A 21,880-nucleotide genomic window follows, 5' to 3' on the forward strand; every position below is an offset into this window, starting at 1 on the left:
AGGAACACCATGACCGCTTCGCTGCGGGCCCGCGAGATCACGCTGGGCTACGGGGACACCCCGATCATCTCCGACCTCACCCTCGAGGTTCCCGACAACTCGTTCACGATCATCATCGGACCGAACGCGTGCGGCAAGTCGACCCTGCTGCGCGGATTCGCCCGGCTGCTGCGCCCGACCACGGGCGCCGTGCTGCTCGACGGCGATGAGCTGCGTTCGCTCAAGCCGAAGGAGGCCGCCCGCAAGCTGGGCCTGCTCCCGCAGTCGTCCATCGCCCCCGACGGCATCACGGTCGCCGACCTCGTCGGTCGCGGGCGCTTTCCACACCAGAGCGCCATGCGCACATGGAGCAGCGCTGACGAGCGCGCGGTGTCCGAGGCCATGGCCGCCACCGGGGTCACCGATCTTTCGCGGCGTCTGGTCGACGAGCTCTCCGGCGGGCAGCGGCAGCGCGTCTGGGTGGCCATGGCGCTCGCCCAGCAGACCAAGCACCTGCTGCTCGATGAACCGACGACCTTCCTCGACATCGCGCACCAGATCGATCTGATGGAGCTCTTCGCCGACCTGCACCGCGATGGGACGACGCTCGTCGCCGTACTGCACGACCTCAACCATGCCGCCCGCTACGCGACGCATCTCGTGGCGATGCGCGACGGGGCCATCGTGGCGCAGGGCGATCCACGCGAGATCATCACGGCCGAACTCGTGCACGCCGTGTACGACCTGCCCTGCACGGTCATCACCGACCCGGTCTCGGGAACTCCGCTGGTGCTGCCCCTCGGACGGCGGACGACGTGACGCCCACACCGCGAAGGCTGTTCGGGATCGCTCTGAAGTCCGAGGGCCGCGGGATCGCCCTCGCCGCGGCCACCGCGCTGCTCATCGTGCACGCACTGGCCGAGGCGACGATCCCGGTCATCATCGGGGCGACGATCGACCGCGCGGTGCTCCCCGCCGACCCCGCGGCGCTCGCGCTCTGGCTCGGTGTGCTGGTGGGCACATTCCTCGTGCTGACCGCGAGCTACCAGTCTGCCTCGCGGCTGATGGTGTCGATCTACGGATACGGCGAGCAGGCCCTGCGCCACCTCACCCTCTCGCGGATGCTGCGCCCTCGGCTCTCCCGCCGCACGGTGACCCCCGGCGAGGCCCTCACCTTCGTCACCTCCGACACCTACCGGGTCGCCGGAGTCGCCTGGTCGGTGGCGCAGCAGTGCTCCACGATCGCCGCGATCCTCGGCGCGGGGTTGGCGATGCTGGTGATCTCGCCCGTCGCGACCATCGTCGTGTTCGGCTCGACCATCGCCATGATGTTCGTGATGCAGGTCGTCTCACGCCCGCTCGAACTCCGCGGGTTCGCCGAGCAGCACGCGGCGACCGAGGCTGGGGCGGTCGCCGCCGACTTCATGAGCGGATTCCGGGTGCTGGTCGGCATCGGTGCGCGCGAAGAGGCTGTGCGCAGGTACGTCGCCGCGAGTGATGCCTCTCGTCGGGCGGCCACGGCGGCCGGTCGTTCACTCGCCTCGTATGAAGCCGTCAGCGGCACGCTGGCTGCGGTCGCCACCACCGCGCTCGCGGGGATGTCGGCATGGTTCGCCGCCGAGGGCCGCATCAGCATCGGCGAGCTGGTCACGGTACTCGGGCTCGCCCAGTTCATCAGCGGCTACCTGGCGTACGCCGGCTCGTTCCCCTCGAACTGGATCCACAAGCTCGCCTCGGCCAAGAGGCTCGCCGAGGTGATCGACGCCGACGACCTGCTCGATGCGCCACCCGCCTCTTCTGCTCCGGCAGAACCGGCCGGTGATGTCGTGCTGACCTTCCGCGCGGGGTCCTCCGCGGATCCGGTTGAGGTGCGGGGACGGGAGCTGCTGGGCATCCGTCCCGCTGACAGCGACTCGGCACGTGCCCTCTCGCGTCTGCTGGGTCTGCGCACCCGGGTCGATCGCGGCCGGGTCGCGCTCGCGGTCGAGGGAGAGCTCCGCGACCTGACGGACCTCGACCCGGTGGAGTACCGGCGCCGGGTCATCGCCCCTCCCCACGGACAGACGATCGTGAGCGGGTCCCTGCGCGAGGCGGTGCGCGGTCACGGCGTGGAGGAGCCCGCGCACCCGCCCTTCATCGAGATGGCAGCGCTGCACGACACCGTGGTGCAGGTCGGCGGGTGGGAATCACAGGTCGGTGAAGCCGGCCGCCGCCTCTCGGGCGGGCAGCGGCAGCGCATCGGCATCGCCCGCGCCCTGCATGCGGATGCCGATGTGCTGGTGCTCGACGAGCCGACCTCGGCTGTCGATGCCATCACCGAGGCGCACATCGCCCGCGCCCTCGCGGAGCACACGGAGACGGTGGTCGTGATCACCACCTCGCCGGTGCTTCTCGCCGCCTGCGATCGGATCATCGACCTCCCCTCCGAACGATCGGATGCGCACCATGCATGAGTCGAGCCCGACCACGACCCTGCTGCCGATCGCCTCCAGCGCACGGGTGCGCGACGTCGTCGGCGCACTGCTGCGGCAGCATCCCGGTCGCACGGCGGCTGTCGCCGCGCTCTTCCTCGCCGCATCCGCCCTGGGCATCGTTATGCCGACGTGCCTGGGACGCATTGTCGACGCGGTCTCGTCCGACGCCGGATTCGCGATCATCGCCGCCTGGGTCGCCGGGGCGGGCCTCGGCGCGATCGGCGCCGCCGTGGTGATGCTGTGGGCGGTGCGGGTGCTGACCGGGCTGGTGCAGGACATGCTCGCGACCCTCCGCGAAGACGTGTTCGCCTCGGCGATGCGACTGCCGGTGAGCGAGGTCGACGACGGCGAGAGCGCCGACCTGCTCTCCCGGGTCACCGGCGACGTCGATGCGGTGGCCGAAGCCGGCGGGAACGTCGCCCCCACCCTGCTCTCGGCAGCGTTCGCGATCGGGGTCTCGGTGGTCGCGCTGACCGCACTCGACCCCTGGCTCGCGCTCGCAGGGCTGGTCTCCGCTCCGTTCTACGTGCTCGGCACCCGGGCGTTCCTGCGCAGGTCGCGCGTGGTGTTCCGTGAGGTGCGGGTGCGCGAGGCCGCGCGCAGCCAGGCCGTGCTCGACGCGGTCGAGGGCATCGAGACCCTCACCGCCTTCAATGAGCAGGAGCACGCGCTCGAGCGTGTGCGTGAACGGGCAGAGGCGTCGATCCGGATGCAGATCGAGGGCGTCCGGGTGACCAACCGGCTGTTCCGCTGGATCAACGGCGGAGAGCTCGTCGGGCTGGCCGCGATCCTCGGTGCCGGATTCCTGCTGCAGTCCTCCGGCGCGATCACGGTGGGCGCGGTCACCACCGCCGCGTTGCTGTTCCACCGGCTGTTCGGCCCGGTCGGGCAGCTGATCTTCGGACTCGATGACATCCAGCGGGCGGCGATCGGACTCGCGCGGCTCGTCGGCGTCATCGACCTCGCGCCCGCGCCTACCACGCAGACCTCGGAGGTTGACGCCGCGCACCGGGCATCCGCAGAGATCGAGGTGCGGGACGTGACGTTCCGCTACCCGACCACCGGCCGCGGCATCAGCGACGTGAACCTTCAGGTCGCTGCGGGCACCACAGCGGCGCTGGTCGGCACGTCGGGGTCGGGCAAGAGCACGCTCGCCCGCGTGATCGCCGGGCATCATCCGCCGACCTCGGGCAGTGTGCACCTCGCATCCCGCACGGAGGCCCCGTACTACCTGTCGCAGGAGCTGCACCACTTCCGGGGCACGATCGCCGACAACCTGCGCCTCGTCGCCCCTGAGGCGAGCGACGACGAGATGGTGGCGGCGCTGCGGGCGGTCGGGGCGCAGTGGGCGATTGAGGAGATGGTCCGCGAGGAGAGGACGGGGGACGCATCCGCTGATCCCGTCGCGCCGCTCGATGAGGGTCGCATCCAGCAGCTCGCGGTCGCCAGGGCGTTCCTCGCCGATCCGGATGTGGTGATCCTCGACGAGGCCACCGCCGATGTCGGGCTCCATCACCGCGAAGCCGTGGAAGACGCGATCGCCACGCTGCGCGAGGGACGCACCGCTCTGCTCATCGCGCATCGACTGCAGCAGGCCGTCACCGCCGAGCAGATCATCGTTTTCGCCGACGGTCGGACGACGCAGCGCGGCACGCACGAGGAGCTGCTCGCCGCCGACGGGCTGTACCGAGACTCCTGGCTCGCCCAGACCCGCACCACTCCTCCCGCCCCTTCCCCCACCCCCACGGGTCAGAACCCCGACCCAGAGACGGAGACACCGTGAGCATCCACCGCGGCATCGTCAGCAGCACGACCACCCTCACCCCGACCCTGGTCCGCGTCACGCTCGGCGGCGAGGGGGTCGCGGACTTCCTCAGCACCGGCATCGGCGACGAGTACGTGCGGGTGTTCTTCCCGCACGGCGACGACCCGAAGGACGTCTCGCTGCCCGTGCCCGCGGGCGACTGGTGGGAGACGCCCGAGGGTGCACCCGAGGCGCCGATGCGCACCTACACGATCAGCGGCGTGCGCCCGGATGCCGGTGAACTCGACATCGACTTCGTGATCCACGAGGCAGGAGTCGCGGGTCCCTGGGCCGCGCGGGCGGAGCCGGGGCACGTGCTCGGGTTCAACTCCCCGACGGGCCTGTACTCGCCTCCGGAGGGCATCACGTGGCAGGTGCTCGTCGCCGACCTCACCGGGCTTCCGGCCGTGGCGCGCATCATCACTGAGGCCCCGGAGGGCGTGCGCACGCGGGTCGTGCTCGAAGTGCCGAGCGAGGCGGACCGCGTGCCCCTCGACGCGGGCGCAGACGTCGAGGTGACCTGGGTGGTCGGCGGCAACGGCCACGGACCCAGCGCGCTCGGGCCGCTCGTGCGCGGCATCGTCGACGACCGGCTCCCGCTCGACGAGGGCTACGTGTGGGTGGCCGGCGAGACCGTGGCGCTGCGCGACGTGCGCAAGTATCTGCGCAAGGAACTCGGCCTGCCCGCGACCCGGTTCAAGGTCGTCGGCTACTGGACGCCGGTCGCTGCCTGGGACGAGAAGTTCGCCGCCCTGCCCGACTCGGTGCAGAAGGAGTTGGACGCGATCTGGGCAGAGTCCACGGACGATGAGCCCGAGGACGTGCAGGTGCGCTTCGAGGAGCGGCTGGACCAGCTCGGGTTGTGAGGTTCCGCCCCGACCTCGGCTTCCGGTCGCACTTGCTGCCGCCCGCGGGGCGTTTAGACGGCGGGAAGTGCGACCGGAGCAGCGACTCGGGCTCGGACTCGGGCTCGAGCTCGGAGGCTCACTGCACGGTGAGTTCCGTGCCCTGGCCCACGTCGACGATAACCCCGATGTAGGAGGGGATCGCCTTCGCCATCTCCTCCCGCAGCTCGTCGAGCGGCGGGGTCGATCCGTCCGGGGTCGTGAGCGAGATCGTGGCTGTCAGCCCGCTCCATTGCACCGCGCCGTGGATGTGCCCGTCGGTCTCGCCGTCGAGCCAGTCGGCTGTCGTGTTCTGGATGTCGACCGACCAGCGGGCGACCGCGACCGAGGCGACCGAGTTCGCGGCGAGCGGCACCGCGATGATGACAGCCAGAGTCGCGACGACCGCATAGGCACGGCGTCGATTGGCGGTCGGCGAGGAACCGGGATCCCGCGCGTACCCCGCCATCGTGAACACGATGCTGCCCGCGATCACGAGCGCGAACACGTTCGAGAGGAACAGCACCAGCGCCCCGAGCGCCGCCGGCCACTGCCCCTGCCCCGCGCACACTCCGACCACGCCGAGAGGCGGTACGAGGGAGATCGCGATCGCGACGCCCGGCAAAACCGCGCTCAGGTCCCTGCGGCACATCGCGAGGCCGCCGGCGAACCCCGTCGCGAGAGCGGCCATCAGATCCATCAGGCTCGGCGACGTGCGTCCGATCACCTGGGAGTTCGTGGAAAGGCTCTCGGGGGTCGCGACGAAGACGGCGAACACCAGCCCGAGGGCGATCACGATGCCGACCCCGCTGAGCACCCACAAGATCGACGACACGACCAGCCGGAGGTGCCCGGTGACGATGCCCCACGCGATGCCGAGGATCGGCGTGCCGAGCGGGGCGATGATCATGGCCCCGATCACGGTCGCGGTCGAGTCGGTCAGCACTCCCGCGATCGCGATCACGCCCGAGAGCGTGAGCATGAGGAGGAAGCCGGAACGCTTGCTGAGGGTGTCTCCGGCGCTCAGATCGAGCGCGTCGTTCAAAGCCTCGGCCGACAGCCGCTGCGGCCGCGGGATCAGCGTCTGCGTCAGCTTGGACATGTCTCGGGCCCGCTATGTGCGCCGCGTGCGATCGTCATAGCCGAAAGCTAGGTCCACCGGATCACGGCTCGCAAGAGTCTCGTCACCCGTGCGGGACGAGGGCTCCGTGCAGACGCATGAACCGAAGTGGACGCGACGGCGGGAGTCGAACCCGCAACGCCTTCAGGTATGAACTGAGGCCCGGGACCGCCCGGATCGCCGCGATGGGAATGACGTTACCGGGCCGTGATCTGACCCGCCAGGACCGTTGCCTGGGATAACCCTATGAGTCGGAGGATGACGCCGCGCCGTCACCGGGCGTCATCCGGTTGCGGGGCGTCGAGGGCGCGCAGCAGCCGCCCGACGGCCTCGCGGAGTTCCGCCCGGTGCGGCTCCGCCAGCGCCACCGTGTACTCGACTCCCTCCGGGATCCAGAGCAGTCCGTACATCGCTTCGCGCCAGTCGGAACCACCGACCGGCCACCGCGTGCGGTCCTCCCCCACGGGCGTCGCGCCCTCCCACCAGGGCCCGAAACGCTCCTTCATTTCGGCGAGCGGCAGCTCCATCACGGCGTCCGCCTCGACCTTCTGCGGCGACCACGACGAGGCGATCAGCACGCGCTCCTCGATCTCCTCCTCGGTGATGTCGCGCCGTGTGAACAGCACCCGCGTGTGCTCGACGGCGGCGATGCGGTCGACGCGGAAGGTGCGCCAGTCGTCGCGGTCGAGGTCCCAGCACAGCAGGAACCACTTGCGGCCGGCCGGGGCCAGGGCGTGCGGCTCGACGCGACGGACGCTCTCCTGCCCTTCCCCGTCGACATACCGGAGTCGCAGTCGCTCGGTGTCGCGCGTGGCGAGCGCGATCTCCCCGAGCACTTCCGGCGAGACGACCGGGCCGTCGCCGATGCGCGGTGCCTGGACCGACGCGGCGAGTGCATTCACCCGCTGCCTCAGCGCCGACGGCAGCACCTGCTCGAGCTTCGCGAGCGCGGTGAGCGTGACCTCGGGTCCACCCACCAGCTGCTGGGTCGCAGCGACGCGCAGTCCGATCGCCATGGTCACGGCCTCATCGTCGTTGAGCAACAACGGTGGCACGGCGCTCCCGGCCTCCAGTCGATAGCCGCCGGCCACACCCGGGGTCGACTCCACGCGGTAGCCGAGCTCGCGCAGCCGGTCGACGTCGCGGCGCACGGTGCGCTCGGTCACCCCCAGCCGGGTGGCGAGCTCGATCCCCGGCCAGTGCCGGTGCGTCTGCAGCAGATTGAGCAGAGCGAGTGCGCGAGACGTGGTGTCGGTCATGCGTCTCAGATTGCCAGACGATGCGGACAGGATCTGTCCGCATCTGTTTCTACGCTCACTCACATGAACGAATCCCTCATCGAGACCGAAGGCCTGACCAAGGTCTTCACCGTCAAGAAGACGCCGGTGCATGCCGTGACCGACGTCTCCTTCACCGCCGTGCGCGGCGAGCTCGTCGCCTTCCTCGGACCGAACGGCGCCGGCAAGTCGACCACGCTGCGGATGCTCACCACCCTCATCCCGCCCACCTCGGGGCGCGCGAAGGTCGTCGGGCACGACATCCGCACCGACGCGGCAGGGGTGCGCGCCCGCATCGGCTACGTCGGACAGCTGACGAGCGGCAGCTTCTCGCAGCGGGTGCGTGACGAGCTGCTGAGTCAGGGCGCGTTCTACGGGATGTCCCGGCGGGACAGCGCACGGCGGGCCGACGAGCTCATCGAGTCGCTCGACCTCGCATCCTTCGCGACGCGCAGCGTGCAACAGCTCAGCGGCGGGCAGAAGCGCCGCCTCGACATCGCGCTCGGGCTCATGCACGCGCCGCCCCTGATCTTCCTCGACGAGCCCTCCACCGGACTCGACCCGCAGAGCAGGGCGAACCTCTGGGAGCACATCCTCGACCTGCGTACCCAGCACGGCACCACGGTCTTCCTCACCACGCACTACCTGGAAGAGGCCGACCGCTACGCCGAACGCGTGATGGTCATGGACAAGGGCCGCATCATCGCCGACGACGACGCCGCCTCCCTCAAGGCGACGCTCGCCGGCGACGTGCTGACCTTCGGATTCGCGGATGCCGCCGAGGCGGCGAGCGCCCGCGCCGTGGTCGCCCGGCTCAGTTCCGCCGAGGTCGCCGTCGATGACGCCTCGGTCTCGGTCGCGGTGCAGGACGGCGACCGACTGCTGCCCGTGATCGTGCGCGAGCTCGACGCCGCGGGCATCCTCGTCCGTCGCGCGACCGGGGTTCCGCCCACGCTCGACGACGTCTTCCTCGCCCTCACCGGACGCACGCTGCGCGAAGCCGGGGAGGGAGCGGATGCCGCGGGCGAGGCATCCGAATCCGCCACCCCTGCCGACACCCGCACCGCTTCCGAGAACAGCACGACAGGAGTCCTCTCATGACCACCAACGACACGCTCGTGCGTCCGAACCTCGCGCGCGACACCCGGAATGTGCTCACGCGCGAGCTCAAGCCCGTGCTCCGCGATCCGTTCACCCTGATCTTCAGCCTGCTGCAGCCGCTCATCTTCCTCGGACTGTTCGCGCCCCTGCTGATCGGCGACTCAGGGCAACCGGCCGGCGAGACGCTCGCCTGGTTCGTGCCGGGTGTGCTGGTGATGATCGTGCTGTTCGGCACCGGGTCGACCGGGTCGAACCTGCAGTACGAGATGATGACCGGCTCGCACGAGCGCACCCTGGTCGCCCCGCTCGCCCGTTCTTCGCTGCTGGTCGGACGCGCACTCAAGGAGATCGCGCCGATCGTCGTGCAAGCGCTCGTGATCGTGCTGATCGCCTGGCCGTTCGGGTTCGCGGCCGACATCCCCGGCCTCCTCATCGGGCTCGCGCTGCTGGCCGTGTTCGGGGTGGGCCTCGGCTCGCTGTCGTACTCGCTGGCGCTGGCGACGAAGGACCGGGAGTGGCTGTTCTGGGGAGTGCAGCAGTCGCTGATCTTCCCGCTGCTGATCCTCTCCGGCATGCTGCTGCCGCTGGACGCAGCCCCCGACTGGATGCGGGTCGTCGCCGCGGTCAACCCGGTGAACTGGGTGGTTCAGGCCGAGCGCGCGCTGTTCGCCGGAGATCTGGGAGACGCGACCGTGCTGTGGGGCTGGGTATCGGCGCTCGCTGTCGCTGCGCTCGGCCTGATCGTCGGAGTACGTGCGATCCGTCGCAGCAGCTGAGCTCTGCAGAGGTGCGCCGCTGGGTCGAAAGCCCAGACGCAGCGGCGCACCATCGAAGCGTCCACTCAGCGGCGGAGGGAATCGTCGAAGGGGTTGGGCTCGAGCGTGTAGTCGGTCGAGGCATCCGCCCACGTGCCGCCGTCGGACGGCTCTCGGCGTCGACGCAGCGCCGAGAGCGCCCGCGTCGTCGGAGCGCCCACCGCGAGCGCCACGGCCCCCTGTACCGTGCCGTCCTCCGCACCGAGCACGCTCGCCCGGTGCCAGGCCTCATGCAGGGAACCGCCTCGGGCCGCAGGCACTCGCCGGGCGGGCAGGGCCCCGGAGCGTCGCAGCGCCACGAGCTGCTCGACCCGCTCCCACCACGTCGACTCGCCTTCGGGGTGGAAGTAGTTGTCGCGCAGCCACTCGGGATGCGGATGCCGGAAGCGCCCGGCCACGACCTCGCTGCGACCGCCGAGCAGTCCGCTTCCCACGAACACCGTGTTCAGCAGGCTTTTGCTCACCCCGAACGAGTCGAGCGCGATCACGGGCACACCGAGGGCCGTGGCCTCGATCGCGGCCGTCGAGCTCACTGTGACGAGACCCGCGGCCGTCTCCAGCGCCGTGCTCATCGAGTCGTAGGAGAAGACGAGGTTCTTCGGAAGGCGCGACGGCAGCAGCCCTGCATACGGCTCGCGTTCGAGGTGCGTCTCCGACTCCCCCGGCCGCGACCGCAGTTTCACCACCACACGGCGCCCCGGCTCGGCCTCGGCCGCCCGCACGAGCATGGCTGCGATCTCGGCACGCTCCTCTCTCGCGACGGGAACGAGCGCTTGCGCGGCGAAGACGATGTCCGTGGCCGGCGGCCGCACCGGCAGGCTCTGCACCGGGCGCTCGGCGACCGCGACGCCCCCACGCCGCGCAACAGCCGCCTCGATTCCGATGCGCTCCGGGCGCAGCATCCGCTGCCTCCGCCGGGCGAACGGGAGCGTCGCGAGCGCCACCGGCGTCTGCACCCCGATCCGGCGGCCGAGTTCTTCGAAGGCCCGCACCTCGCGGTGGGAGTGCACCACCAGCAGGTCGGTGTGACGCCGGTAGTCGAGCGCCCCGCGCTGGGCGGGGATCGCCATGCCGGGCAGCCCCGAGACCGTGACCGGCCGATGCTCCAACGTCTCGATCACGCGCCCCATCAGCCGCACGAACGGTCCACGCCCCGCGAGCAGCACCACGTCGGGGCGCTGACCCGCCAGCCAAGCCTCCGCGTGCGCGAACCCGATACGGGTGACGTCGTCCGGCCCGAGCGTCGTGCCGGCGAGAGCCGTGCGCTCCTGCTCGACACTGGCCGTGAGCGGCGTGCGCACGAGCAGCAGATGCGGCCGCAGCCCCGGCACGGCGCCGAGCAGCGAGGCGGCCCACTTGACGAACGAGTCGGCATCCGCGATGGCGACGACGCGGATGCCGGTGCGCCCTGTCATGCCGAGATGCGGCGCAGCTTCGCCATCGGCGCACGCTCGCTGTCGAACACCCGCTTGACGCCGTCACCGGTCGCACGCTCGATCACGCGGATGTCGCGCACCAGGTGCTCCAGTCCCGTCGGCTCGAGCGATGCCGCGTGGTCGGACCCCCACATCGTGCGGTCCAGCGTGATGTGACGCTCGACCGCGACCGCTCCGATCGCCACGGCGGCGAGGGAGATCTGGAGTCCGCGCTCATGCCCCGAGTAGCCGACGGGCACGCCGGGGTAGCGGTCGCGCAGGGTCGCGATCACCCGCAGGTTCGCCTCCTCGGGCTCCAGCGGGTAGGTCGAGGTCGCGTGCATGAGCACGACGCGATCGGTGCCGAGCGTGTCGAGAGCCCGGTCGATCTGCTCGATGGTCGACATGCCGGTGGAGAGGATGACGGGCTTGCCGGTCTCACGCAGGGCGACCAGCAACTCGGTGTCGGTGAGGCTGGCCGAGGCGACCTTGTGCGCCACGACATTGAGCTCTTCGAGGAAGTCGACGCTGGGAACATCCCACGGCGAGGCGAACCAGTCCAGGCCCAGCATCGTGGCGTGGTCGCCGATCTCGACGTACTCGTCACGACCGAACTCGACGCGACGACGGTAGTCGAGGTAGCTCATCACACCCCAGGGTGTCTCGCGCGGAACGTCGCGCATGTGCTCGGGTGTGGAGATCTCCGGCGTGCGCTTCTGGAACTTCACGGCGTCGGCGCCGGCACGTGCCGCGACGTCGATGAGCTTCTTCGCGATGTCGACATCGCCGTTGTGGTTCAGGCCGATCTCGGCGATGACGTAGGCAGGACGCCCGCCGCCGATCACCCGTGAGCCGATGCTGACAGTCATGTTTCCTCCGGTGTTCGAGCGTTGGTGCAACCCCTCCCTCCTGACTACGGGCCGAGGATGAACGCCGGGAGTCCTCCGGGTTACCGGCGTCGGTCAGCTCGACAACACCCGTTCGATCAGCTCCCGCACGGCGCCCTCCCCACCCCGACGGCGCAGCACGACTCTGGCCTCTTCGATCACCCGCGGATGCGCGTTCGCCACCGCGACCGGCCACCCCACGATCCGCATCGCCGGCAGGTCGTTGACGTCGTTGCCGAGGTAGGCGATGTCGGCGAGCGGCACCTCGTTGTCCCGCGCCCAGTTGCGCAGCGCCTTCTCCTTGTCGTCGATGCCGTGCAGCACGGGCACCCTGAGCTTGTCGGCGCGCGCGCGGACCACCGGGTTGACCTCGGTCGACAGGATCAGCAGCGGCACACCCGCCCGACGCAGCAGTGCCACCCCCATGCCGTCCTCGCGACTGACCCGCACCCGTTCACCGCCGTCGGCGTCGATGATCGCGGTGTCATCGGTGTGCACCCCGTCGAAGTCGGTGACGACCGCACGCACCGGGATAGGCGCTGGAACCTCGTGCAGGGCCGCGAGCGCTCGGGCGACCCTGAGCTGATCCGCGTCGTCGATCTCGATCGCCGTCCACTCCGGCACCGCCGCGATCCGGATCCTGCCGAAGAAGCGATGCCTGCTCTCACGGAAGCCCGCGGCCCGGAACACATAGAAGGCTCCGGTTTCGAGGTGGTGCGGCTCGCGGTCTTGCCGCCTCGGGCGGTGCGCGGCCTCGTGATTGATTGCCACAGCATCGCCGTCTTCGCCTTCCCGCCACAGGAACCCGTAGGTCTCGTGGGCCGCGAACACGCTGTCGGCCCGATCGGCACGGATCTCGTCCACGGCTGCGGCGAGCGCGTCACTCGGGATGAACGGCGAGGTCGCCTGAAGGAACGCCACGATCTCGACCCGGTCTCCGTGTGCCTCGAGATCGTCCAGAGCATGCAGGATCGCGCTCTCCGAGGTCGCGGTGTCTCCGGAGAGCTCCGCAGGGCGGCGGATGACACGGGCGCCCGCAGCCGTCGCCACCGCCGCGATCTCGTCATCGTCGGTCGAGACCACGACCAGGTCGATGCCGGAAGCCGCGGCCGCCGCGCGTACCGCGCGCTCGACGAGCGGCACCCCGCCGACGCGCTGCAGATTCTTGCGCGGCACCTGCTTCGATCCTCCACGCGCCGGGATGATCGCCACCGTGAGAGGCTTCTGCTCGTCCATCGTCCACATCCTCGTCGTTCTCGTCGTCATCGTCGTCGTCATCGTCCGCGTATCGCCCGCCAGGCCCGCCCGGCACGTCGCCGGGCGCCGAGGGCGTGGAGACGCCACTCCTCGATCCTGCCCACTCCCCCGGCAGGACGCAGCGCTCGACGCACGAAGCCCTCGACCGGCGCACCGGGCAGTCGCAGCTCGGCGAGCCGTTGCGGCGTGAAGTACCGATCGCGCTCGCCCGCGTCGAGGCCGCGCAGCAGCTCCTCGGCACGGGCGCGCAGGTGACCGGCGATCTCCGGCTGCATGGCGTAGCCGACCGCATCGATCAGCAGCTGCAGACGAGCGGGATCGGCATACGGAGAGTCCTCGCGCGTGAGGGCGTCGACCAGGGTCACGGGAATCCGGTTGCTGTTCTCGAACGGCGTCAGGGCAGCGAGCACGGTGTCGTTCCCCGCCGATCCCATGGCCCGCCCGAAGAGGGTCTGCACGGTCGGCAACGCGGTGGAGAACCCGGCGACGACCGCCACCGCGTCCAATCGCTCGGCGAGCAGTTCGGCCGCGAGCGGCCCGCGATACTCGACGAAGTCGACCCCGTGCCCGATCGCCCGCGCCTCGACGGCCGCGGTCACCAGGGGCGGCGCGGCCGGATGCGGCTTGAACACGATCCGCTGCGGCCCCCACTGCGCGGCGCGGTCGATCAGGCGCTTCTGCAGATCGATCTCCTCGGCCGCCGTCATCAGCCGGAGCGCCGACAGATATTGGCCGAGCACGAGCACCGTCGAGGAGTCGTGGTCGACGGGCACGGACGCACCGGCATCGGTCTCCCGCAGGGCCGCGGCGAATGCCTCCGGCGGCACGGGGACGACCTCCGCACCGGGAGACGCGACGAGCGGTCGCACCCCCGGCACCACATCGGCATGGACGACCCGTTCGATGCGCGCGGCGACGGGATACGGTATCCGCACCCGCATCGGCGCGTAGGTCATCAGGCCATCGCCGACGATCGTGATCCGCGCCTGCGGGAACAGCGCCATCAGCGTGCGGGCCGGTGCGACCTGCGGGCTCTGCACGAACAGTTCGAGATCTCGAGGATCCAGTTGCCACGCGCGGGCGAACAGCCGCTCGAGCATCGGAAGGTCGGCGTCGGACGGTTCCCATGCACTCGGATGCAACGGCCCCAGCAGGTGTTCCAGGGGCTCGATGCGGTCGAAGCGCGCACGCAGCGAGCCGAGCACCGGGTCGTCCGCGAGCCCGACCACCGTCTCGGGCGCCCGGGACGAGGTGAAGGGCACGAGGAGGCGCTCGCCACCGGACGCGGTCGAGGCGCCGTCGAGGAGTCCGGCGTCGATCGCGGCGGCGGCGGTCACGAGGCCATAGGCGCTGTGCAGCGCGAAGATCTGCGTCATGCCGCACGCCCCGCCTGTCGGAGGACGCGTGCGAGCACCCGCCGACGCGGTCCGTCGAAGCGCTCGAGGACTGCGGCCACCTCGTCGGCGGGAAGTCGGCGGAGCATGTCGCGGATCCCGGCCCGCATCTCCATCCGCAGCTGCGGGCTCATCCGGCGGGCCCGCACGAGATGGTGGGAGCTGAGGGCGAGCGCCGTCCAGACGACCTTCGGCAGGAAGCGCTCCCCCTCCGGGTCTTGCTCGACCACCGAGATGACCTCGTTCATCGCCCTCGCGAAGTCGAGCTGCCGCCGGTCCCGCACCTGGGTGAGCGATGTGGCGACACCGCGACGGTAGAGCAAGGCGGGCGCATCGACCACCGCGAACGATCGAGCCTGCAGGTGCAGGCGCCAGATCCAGGGTCGGTCCTCCGCCGTGAACAGCCCCTCGGGGAACGCCGCCAGACCGTCGTCGATGATCCTGCGGTGGAAGAGCCCCGCCCAGGCATACGGATAGTCGACCATCGTCGACTCGTTCTCGGGCAGGATCGCCTCTCGCGGCGGGGTCACCCGGTCGCGCCATGGGTGCGGTGCGCGAACGAGCGCCCGCTGTCCGTCGGTCACCGTGACATGGTCGGTGCGCACGAAGTCGCAGTCGAGTTCCCGCAGACGCGACACCAGAACCTCGAGCCGTCTCGGCTGCATCCAGTCGTCGCCGTCGAGGAAGCAGAAGGCATCACCCTCGACGTGCAGGAGGCCTTGGTTGCGCGCCGTCGCCAGCCCGCGGGCCGTCGGATTCCGGAGCACCTCGGCGTGCGGGAACCGTTCCGCGTACTGCCGCATGAGAGCGCCGGTGTCGTCGCGGGACCCGTCGTCGATGGCGACGAGCTTGACGGCTCCGGCATCGTCGAACTGCCGGGTGAGCGTCTCGAGCGTCGTCCCGATGTACTCCCCGGCGTCTTTCGCGGGCAGGATGACGGTGACGAGGGGTGTGCGCACAGGACTCCCGGAGACGGACGGTGTCCGGGAATGGTGCCAGGCGGTCGTTGCCGGATGGCGACGCGGAGGTGAACGACGAGTGTCCGCGTGGACCGGCACTGAGGTGTGGTCCCGCACCCGAACGGAACCACACCCCCCAGTGCATCGCACTGCCGAACGTGACACGTTCGGGATGCGGGATCACAGCTGCGATCCCGCCTGCCACGGGATCGTCTGACCCCCATCAGACTCCCCCGAGACGTTCTTCGTCGTCGCATTCGTTCCCCAGAGTCGAACGCGACGCCCGAGTAACATAATACATGTCAGCGTGATGAAGGCTGCGCGAAGTCTGAGCAGTCGCTCCCCTCGCCTGTCCGGTTCGCACCCGCGCGTCTCATCGGCGACGATGGGGAGCATGCTCTGGCCCTTCGGATCGACCTGGCGCCCTGTGCGGCAGCGACGTCGCGACACCGTCGACCTGCGCTGGCTCAGTGCCAGGACGTGGACCAGACGCTGGTACCCGCAGGGCATCGACGTAGGCGAATGGCGCGGGCGACGCACTCTGGCCGTGAGCTGGTTCCGGCAGCAGCTCACCGGAGAGCACCTCGCCTCCCGAGTGACGCTCGTCGACCTGGAGCGCTCGCGTCACATCGACGTCCTCCTCGCGGTCACCGACGACGAGGGCGAGCTGCAGCCGGCGCGGATCCATGCCGGCGGGCTCGCGTGGTTCGGCGATCGGATGTTCGCGGCAGCGACGGGGCGAGGCATCTGGGAGTTCGATCTCTCCGACATCCGCACAGTGCGCGGTGCACTCGCACAACGACTCGCGGGGACACACCGTCGCGGCGGACGCAGCACCGCCCTCATCGCAGTGCGCACCCGCGTGCATCCGATCGCCCTGCGCTGCTCGTACCTCGGCCGCGTGTTCGATGAGGACGGCGCTTCTCTCTCGCGCGTCCTCATCGGCGAGCACCGCACGGATGAGAGCGGACGGATCGGCGAGTTCGCCATCCCCGACGGCACCGACGGCGACTTCACCGAGGTCGACCGCTTCACTCCCGGCATCAAGCGGATGCAGGGCGCCGTCCGCTGGGGCGAACACCATTTCGTGTCGCAGTCCGACCGCATGCACCCCGGCACGCTGTGGAGCGGTCGTCGTGAGGCGCTGAACCCGGATCCCGTTCCTCTGCCCGTCGGATGCGAGGACCTGGCTCTCGACCTCGAGGCCGGGCTGCTGTGGTCGCTGGGAGAGCACCCCTGGCGACGCGTGGTGCGCGGCATCCCCTTCGCTCGACTCGGCATCCCAGACGGCACCGGCTCCGGCGACGGCGGCTCTTCGCGACGAACGTAGACTGGAGGGGTGAAGAAGCCCGCGCCTTTCCTCGTCTACACCGTGCTGCGGCTGCTGGCGTTCCTCGTCCCCCTCGCCATCCTCTGGATCTTCTTCCCGATCTTCCGGGAGTTCTGGTGGCTCGCCGCGATCTTCGCCGCGCTGATCGGCATGAGCATCTCGATGCTGTTCCTGCGCACGCCCCTCACCGACGCCTCCACTCGATTGCACGAGCGCCGCGAGAGCCGGGCCTCCGGCGGACAGGCCGACGCAGACGCCGAGGATGAGGCGATCGACGCCTCGAATGACCCGATCGACGGCGACGCCAAGGCCTGAGCGCCCCGGCTGCGCTCAGCCGACGAAAGCCCAGAAGAGAGCGCCGGCGTAGAGCAGAGATGTCAACGACGTGAGCGCGAGTGCGGTCACCAGCTCCTTCGGCTGACGGTACGACCAGACGATCGCGATGGCCGGGAGCCCCGCGAGCAGCGCCAGCAGGGAGATCCAGGCGATCGGGAACGCCAGGGCCAGGAACGCGGCGATGCCGAATGGCGCGAGCACGAAGAGCGTGAACAGCACCTGGGTCGCCCTGCGCCCGATCAGCACCGTCAGGGTGCGCTTGCCGACCTCGCGGTCCTGGTCGATGTCGCGCAGGTTGTTGGCGAGCAGCACGGCGCACGCGAACAGGCCGGTCGCGATCGCGCCGAGCCACGCCTGCTGCGGCAAAGCGAAGATCTGCACCCAGGTCGTGCCGAGCGTGGCGACGAGCCCGAAGAACACGAACACGAAGACTTCGCCGAAGCCGTAGTAGCCGTAAGGCCGCTTGCCGCCGGTGTAGAACCACGCGGCGACGATGCAGGCTGCGCCGACCGCGAGCATCCACCACTGCCCGGTGCGCACGACGATCGCCAGACCCACGAGGGCGGCGAGCGCGAAGAACACCATTCCGATGATGAGGACGGTGCGCGGCCGCACCCGTCCGGATGCCGTCAGGCGTGCGGGCCCGACCCGATGGGCATCGGTGCCGCGCACACCGTCGCTGTAGTCGTTCGTGAAGTTCACACCGATCTGCAGCAGCACCGCGACGGCGAGGCACGCGAGCGCGATCACCCAGTGGAACTCGGGCCCGGTGCTGCGCGCGGCACCCGTGCCGATCACGACCGGTGCGATCGCGAGGGGAAGGGTGCGCAGCCGGGCGGCCCCGATCCAGTCCGACGCCGTCACCGGTCCCGCTTCGACCGCCGGACGCTTCGCCGGGTTGCCACTCGTGCGGACCGGGGTGCGCTTCGCGGTCGGGGTCTTCTTCTTGCGCTGGGAGGATGCTGCCACGCAGGGAATCCTACTGGCCGGGGCGATGCCCGACCTCAGCGCGACGACGGATCAGGAGTTCGGGTTGCTGTCCTTGCCGTCGAGCCACAGCGTGTCGGACGGGTCGCCGTGAGCGCCGCCCGTGCCCACGTGCTTGGCGCTGATCTGCGGCCCTTTGGTGATCACGTGCACGAGGGCCATCGCGTGCCCCTGACCGAGCTGGTAGTCCTCCTTGAGCCACGCGACGATGGGCGTGGCCTTGGTCGTCTGGTCGAACCCCTTCTCGGTGGCGAGCTCGATGAACTGCCGCGGGGTGAGGCCGGTCTTGGTCTCGATGTTGTCGAGGTATGCCTGGAAGGACATGGATGCTCCTGTGCTCAGTCCTCGTCGAGGAACGTCTGGATGATGGTGGCCGAGGCGTGGATGCCGATGATCTTGAGGACCCCGTCGCCCACATTCGTGAAGCGGTGCGGGATGTACGCGGGGCCGGTGGCGGTGTCTCCCGCCCCGGCCACGAAAGTCTCCTCGCCCACCGTGATGGAGGCAACACCCTCGATCACGACCCAGGTCTCAGAATAGGGATGCCAGTGCAGTTCCGGCCCCTCCCCCGGCTGGTTCTCGACGAAGAAGTACGACACCTCCGCACCGTGCTCGGCCCCGACGAACCTGCGGCTGCGGCCCGTGCCGATGCGGATGTCAGCCCCGGCGACGACCCCCGAGGGAGGTGGTGTGCTGTTCATGGCTCCAGTCTCGACAGCCTCACGAGCAGTCCCTAGAGTTTCGATGTGGATCGAAACTCCAGCCCGATCGAGGGCGTCGAGCACCCTGACCATCGCGTCGAGTTCCATCTGAGCCCGGGCGACGTCGAGGCGGTGCGGTTCGGCATCTCCCCGGGCCACGAGCTGGCCCACGCCGTTCGGGTACTGCGGCGCCCCGCCGCGCATCCGCTGCAGTGGGGATGGCTGCGGTCCGTTCGTGAACGCCTGCCCCGCGAGGACTTCACGCTGCTCACGACCGTGATCGGCGACGACGGTTATCTGCCCGACTTCCTGACGACCGCACCCCGTTGGGACCTGACGCCCGAGGTCGAGCTCGATGAACTGCGAACCGCCCCTCTCGACCCGATGCGCGTCGACTTCGGGAAGATGGTGATGAGATCGAGCGGAACCCGGCAGCAGGCTCTGCGCGAGATGCAGGATCACCCCGAGCGGGCTCGCGGGATGATCGCCGACGCCTGGGCGGCCGTGTGGGAAGCGGTGCTCTCTCCGGTATGGGCGCAGCTCGAACGACTGCTGCGTGCCGACATCGCTGTCCGCACGCGCACGATCGCGAGCGCGGGCATCGCGGGCATGGCCGGTGATCTGCACCGACAGGTGACCTGGGGGTCGGGTGCCGTCCGCGTCTCGCTGCGTCGCCACAGCGAACAGGTCGACTGCCGGGGAAGCGGCCTGGTGCTCGTCCCCTCGGTGATGTCGGCGTGGGGCTGCATGGTGCTCACCGAGCCACCAGCGCAGCCCACCCTGTTCTATCCGGCTCGAGGCGTCACCGCCGGCTGGGCCCGCGACACCGCCGACATCGCCGACGCGCTCGGCGCCCTGCTGGGACCGGCACGAGCGGGCATGCTGCTGCGCGCCGGCACCGCCCGCACGACGTCGCAGGTCGCCTGCGATGCCGGCCTCGCGATATCGACCGCCTCGCATCACCTGGCCGTGCTGCGCGGTGCAGGACTGATCGCCAGCGAACGCGACGGCACCAGGATGCTCCACCTGCGCACCCCGCTGGGTGAGGCGATGGTGGGCGCGGTGCTCTGACCCCCCACGGCTCTACTCGGCGGAGCCCACCGGGATGATCGGTCGGTGCTCGTAGTAGGTCTGCAGCACCACGGTCGTGCGGGTGCTGACGTTCGCCGCGAGCCGCACGTCGCGCACCAGCTCTTCGAGCGCACGCGGGGACGGGACGCGGACGAAGAGCATGTAGCTCGCGTCACCGGCGATGGAGTGGCAGGCCTCGATCGCGTCGAGGTGTTCGAGCAGCTCGGGAGCGTTGTCCGGTTGGGCAGGGTCGAGCGGGGTGATCTCGATGAACGCCGAGAGCGGGGTGCCCACCTGCTCGGGGTCGAGGATCGCCTGATACCCGGAGATGACTCCCCTCGTCTCCAGCCTGCGCAGGCGCGACTGCACCGCCGAGACCGAGAGTCCGACGGCGTCCGAGAGCTGGGAGAGCGTGGCGCGGCCGTCACGGGAGATGGCGGTCAGGATCGCGCGGTCGACAGAGTCATCCATAGCTGTAAGATTATCGTCAGGATTCCGTTTGCACAGGAATCTTTCCGTCAAAAACTCCGATCGGAGGTCCCGATGTCCCTTCTTTCCGCCAACAGTTCCGCTGTTCAGGCCATCGTCGGCGAACCCGAGGTCGTCGAGGACGCATCGATCGCCGAACAGTCCGCCGCCTGGGCACAGCTCAAGGACGCGGCGATCGCGATCCGCGAGATGCAGATCAAGGACGGTTCGATCCCCGACGCCGCGCACCACGCCGCGGCCCGCGAGCTCGTTGGTGCGCTCACTGCCGCGATCCGCGCGCTCGCCCCTGCCTTCCCGCACGACGCCGAGTACCTCACCGCTTCCGTCGTCGACTTCGACCGTTGGGCAGCCTCGGACTTCGGGGTGCCCGACTTTCTCGACTCGCTGATGGCCTTCCAGCCGCAGCAGCACCGCGTCGACGGGATCCGCCACCTCGTGGTGTTCCCGATGTACACGCAGAACGGCTCGAGCGATCGTCTGGTCGAGGCCCTGATCGTCGAGACGATCTGGCCGGAGTTCATCGCGGCGCTCGAAGCGGGCGACTACGGCAACAAGCTGTTCGTCTCGCTGCGTCTGGTCGACTTCACACCCGGTTACGACACGAACTCGGCCGTGCTGTTCCCCGAGACCGTCGCGATGCGCGAGATCCCGACCTTCACCTGGGGCGCGATCTTCCAGGACCGCGAGGCGGCCCGCTACCGTCGCGTCACCCGTGCCGCGGCTGCGATCACCAACCTCGACCTGCCGGAGCGCGCAGCCGCGATGCTCGACGATCAGCAGATGGCCGAGAAGACCTTCGTGATGTGGGACATCATCCACGACCGCACCCACATGCGCGGCGACCTGCCGTTCGACCCGTTCATGATCAAGCAGCGGATGCCGTTCTTCCTCTACTCGCTGGAGGAGATGCGCTGCGACATGACCGCGTTCCGCGAGTCCGTGAAGATCGAGCGTGCCCTCGCCGCGCGCATCGATGCCGGGGAAGAGCTCACCGAGGCCGAGCAGGAGATGCACGACTACGCGCACCTCGTGCAGTACGCGGTGATCTTCGACCGCATCTTCCGCTTCTCGATCACGGGCACCCGCACCCGCAACTACGACGCGGTGGGCGGACAGCTGCTGTTCGCGTGGCTGCACCAGCGCGGCGTGCTGCACTGGACCGACACCGCCCTCGCCTTCGACTGGGACAACGTGCCGGATGCCGTGGTGGCGTTGGGAGATGCGATCGACGACCTGTACTGGCACTCGATCGACCGCCCCAAGGTCGCGCACTGGCTCGCAGCCTACGAGCTCGTCCGAGGCACGCTCACCCCGCACCCGGCATCGAAGTGGGCCCGTGGACTGTCCGACGAGATCCTCGCCGGTGCGCCGAAGGGGTACACGGATGCCGTGATGGACGACGAGTTCCCGCTGTCGATGTTCTTCGAGACCCTCGACAAGAAGATGAAGCCCGTCATCGAATCGACCGTCGGCATCCGCGGCACGGACGACTGATGACCACGCGCGCACTGCGCGCGTTCCGAGTGTGACGCTGGGGCGCACCGCGCTGCGGCCGGAACCTGTTCTGTGGATTCTCCCGCAGGTTCCGGCCGCAGAAGCC

21 protein-coding genes and 1 tRNA gene are annotated in these 21,880 nt (G+C 69.8%); 10 read left to right on the plus strand and 12 right to left on the minus strand.

Annotated features, from left to right (window positions below; translation table 11 throughout):
* The first annotated feature begins 9 nt into the window (after window positions 1-9).
* From ACFVWL_RS02880 to ACFVWL_RS02895, 4 genes are read left to right on the plus strand one after another with little or no spacing between them, the layout of a single operon-like run.
* Window positions 10-798, plus strand: a complete 789-nt coding sequence (locus ACFVWL_RS02880; protein ID WP_387178225.1) for an ABC transporter ATP-binding protein — start codon at window positions 10-12, stop codon at window positions 796-798.
* Window positions 795-2,432 (plus strand): ABC transporter transmembrane domain-containing protein, encoded by a 1,638-nt coding sequence (locus tag ACFVWL_RS02885; protein ID WP_387178228.1) that lies wholly within the window; start codon window positions 795-797, stop codon window positions 2,430-2,432. Before ACFVWL_RS02880 ends, ACFVWL_RS02885 begins: the two co-directional genes overlap by 4 nt.
* Window positions 2,425-4,236: an ABC transporter ATP-binding protein gene (locus ACFVWL_RS02890; protein WP_387178231.1), complete on the plus strand. Its 1,812-nt coding sequence runs from the start codon at window positions 2,425-2,427 to the stop codon at window positions 4,234-4,236. The genes ACFVWL_RS02885 and ACFVWL_RS02890 overlap by 8 nt, the downstream gene beginning before the upstream one ends.
* The gene (locus tag ACFVWL_RS02895) at window positions 4,233-5,123 is read left to right on the plus strand and encodes a siderophore-interacting protein (protein WP_387178234.1); all 891 of its coding nucleotides are present in this window, start codon (window positions 4,233-4,235) and stop codon (window positions 5,121-5,123) included. Before ACFVWL_RS02890 ends, ACFVWL_RS02895 begins: the two co-directional genes overlap by 4 nt.
* A gap of 118 nt (window positions 5,124-5,241) precedes the next feature.
* On the opposite strand, the gene ACFVWL_RS02900 is transcribed toward ACFVWL_RS02895, so the two are convergent.
* From ACFVWL_RS02900 to ACFVWL_RS02910, 3 genes are all read right to left on the minus strand, one after another.
* Complete coding sequence (locus ACFVWL_RS02900) at window positions 5,242-6,243, minus strand: TIGR00341 family protein (RefSeq protein WP_387178236.1); 1,002 nt, start codon at window positions 6,241-6,243, stop codon at window positions 5,242-5,244.
* Window positions 6,244-6,370: 127 nt separating this feature from the next.
* A tRNA-Met gene (locus tag ACFVWL_RS02905) sits at window positions 6,371-6,446 on the minus strand.
* An 87-nt stretch (window positions 6,447-6,533) separates the two neighbouring features.
* The gene (locus ACFVWL_RS02910) at window positions 6,534-7,520 is read right to left on the minus strand and encodes a helix-turn-helix transcriptional regulator (protein ID WP_387178238.1); all 987 of its coding nucleotides are present in this window, start codon (window positions 7,518-7,520) and stop codon (window positions 6,534-6,536) included.
* 63 nt (window positions 7,521-7,583) lie between these two features.
* Here ACFVWL_RS02910 and ACFVWL_RS02915 point away from each other — a divergent pair, with 63 nt between their 5' ends.
* Window positions 7,584-8,639 (plus strand): ABC transporter ATP-binding protein, encoded by a 1,056-nt coding sequence (locus ACFVWL_RS02915; protein ID WP_387178241.1) that lies wholly within the window; start codon window positions 7,584-7,586, stop codon window positions 8,637-8,639.
* Complete coding sequence (locus ACFVWL_RS02920; RefSeq protein ID WP_387178244.1) at window positions 8,636-9,415, plus strand: ABC transporter permease; 780 nt, start codon at window positions 8,636-8,638, stop codon at window positions 9,413-9,415. The genes ACFVWL_RS02915 and ACFVWL_RS02920 overlap by 4 nt, the downstream gene beginning before the upstream one ends.
* A gap of 65 nt (window positions 9,416-9,480) precedes the next feature.
* Here ACFVWL_RS02920 and ACFVWL_RS02925 read toward each other — a convergent pair whose 3' ends face one another.
* The 5 genes from ACFVWL_RS02925 to ACFVWL_RS02945 all read right to left on the minus strand — a co-directional run bounded on the left by ACFVWL_RS02925 (window position 9,481) and on the right by ACFVWL_RS02945 (window position 15,366).
* Complete coding sequence (locus ACFVWL_RS02925; protein WP_387178245.1) at window positions 9,481-10,869, minus strand: DUF6716 putative glycosyltransferase; 1,389 nt, start codon at window positions 10,867-10,869, stop codon at window positions 9,481-9,483.
* Window positions 10,866-11,738 carry an N-acetylneuraminate synthase family protein gene (locus ACFVWL_RS02930; protein ID WP_387178247.1) on the minus strand — a complete coding sequence of 291 codons (873 nt, stop codon included), beginning with the start codon at window positions 11,736-11,738 and terminating at the stop codon, window positions 10,866-10,868. The genes ACFVWL_RS02925 and ACFVWL_RS02930 overlap by 4 nt, the downstream gene beginning before the upstream one ends.
* A 93-nt stretch (window positions 11,739-11,831) precedes the next feature.
* Window positions 11,832-12,992, minus strand: a complete 1,161-nt coding sequence (locus ACFVWL_RS02935) for a cytidylyltransferase domain-containing protein (RefSeq protein WP_387178250.1) — start codon at window positions 12,990-12,992, stop codon at window positions 11,832-11,834.
* A gap of 38 nt (window positions 12,993-13,030) precedes the next feature.
* The gene (locus ACFVWL_RS02940; protein ID WP_387178253.1) at window positions 13,031-14,389 is read right to left on the minus strand and encodes a polysialyltransferase family glycosyltransferase; all 1,359 of its coding nucleotides are present in this window, start codon (window positions 14,387-14,389) and stop codon (window positions 13,031-13,033) included.
* Window positions 14,386-15,366, minus strand: a complete 981-nt coding sequence (locus ACFVWL_RS02945) for a glycosyltransferase family 2 protein (protein ID WP_387178256.1) — start codon at window positions 15,364-15,366, stop codon at window positions 14,386-14,388. The genes ACFVWL_RS02940 and ACFVWL_RS02945 overlap by 4 nt, the downstream gene beginning before the upstream one ends.
* Window positions 15,367-15,760: 394 nt before the next feature.
* Between ACFVWL_RS02945 and ACFVWL_RS02950 the strand changes: the two genes are divergently transcribed.
* Together ACFVWL_RS02950 and ACFVWL_RS02955 are read left to right on the plus strand one after the other, a co-directional pair.
* The gene (locus tag ACFVWL_RS02950) at window positions 15,761-16,696 is read left to right on the plus strand and encodes a hypothetical protein (RefSeq protein WP_387178258.1); all 936 of its coding nucleotides are present in this window, start codon (window positions 15,761-15,763) and stop codon (window positions 16,694-16,696) included.
* A gap of 9 nt (window positions 16,697-16,705) precedes the next feature.
* Complete coding sequence (locus ACFVWL_RS02955) at window positions 16,706-17,011, plus strand: DUF4229 domain-containing protein (protein WP_387178261.1); 306 nt, start codon at window positions 16,706-16,708, stop codon at window positions 17,009-17,011.
* Between the two features lie 15 nt (window positions 17,012-17,026).
* Here ACFVWL_RS02955 and ACFVWL_RS02960 read toward each other — a convergent pair whose 3' ends face one another.
* Genes ACFVWL_RS02960 through ACFVWL_RS02970 form a run of 3 tightly spaced genes read right to left on the minus strand, consistent with a single transcriptional unit; the run spans window position 17,027 to window position 18,720 of the window.
* The gene (locus tag ACFVWL_RS02960) at window positions 17,027-18,001 is read right to left on the minus strand and encodes a 1,4-dihydroxy-2-naphthoate polyprenyltransferase (RefSeq protein ID WP_387178264.1); all 975 of its coding nucleotides are present in this window, start codon (window positions 17,999-18,001) and stop codon (window positions 17,027-17,029) included.
* Between the two features lie 51 nt (window positions 18,002-18,052).
* Entirely contained in the window at window positions 18,053-18,343 is a 291-nt protein-coding gene (locus ACFVWL_RS02965; protein WP_387178267.1) for a DUF4287 domain-containing protein, read from the minus strand.
* A 14-nt stretch (window positions 18,344-18,357) separates the two neighbouring features.
* Window positions 18,358-18,720 (minus strand): cupin domain-containing protein, encoded by a 363-nt coding sequence (locus tag ACFVWL_RS02970; protein WP_387178269.1) that lies wholly within the window; start codon window positions 18,718-18,720, stop codon window positions 18,358-18,360.
* A 45-nt stretch (window positions 18,721-18,765) separates the two neighbouring features.
* Between ACFVWL_RS02970 and ACFVWL_RS02975 the strand changes: the two genes are divergently transcribed.
* Window positions 18,766-19,791, plus strand: a complete 1,026-nt coding sequence (locus tag ACFVWL_RS02975; protein ID WP_387178272.1) for a DUF5937 family protein — start codon at window positions 18,766-18,768, stop codon at window positions 19,789-19,791.
* A 12-nt stretch (window positions 19,792-19,803) separates the two neighbouring features.
* Here ACFVWL_RS02975 and ACFVWL_RS02980 read toward each other — a convergent pair whose 3' ends face one another.
* Complete coding sequence (locus ACFVWL_RS02980; RefSeq protein ID WP_055865693.1) at window positions 19,804-20,262, minus strand: Lrp/AsnC family transcriptional regulator; 459 nt, start codon at window positions 20,260-20,262, stop codon at window positions 19,804-19,806.
* A gap of 72 nt (window positions 20,263-20,334) precedes the next feature.
* Between ACFVWL_RS02980 and ACFVWL_RS02985 the strand changes: the two genes are divergently transcribed.
* On the plus strand, window positions 20,335-21,774 hold the full coding sequence (locus tag ACFVWL_RS02985; protein ID WP_387178274.1) for a DUF6421 family protein: 1,440 nt from the start codon (window positions 20,335-20,337) through the stop codon (window positions 21,772-21,774).
* The last annotated feature ends 106 nt before the right edge of the window (window positions 21,775-21,880 follow it).

It is taken from the genome of Microbacterium sp. NPDC058269, from assembly GCF_042881445.1.
Lineage (GTDB): Bacteria > Actinomycetota > Actinomycetes > Actinomycetales > Microbacteriaceae > Microbacterium.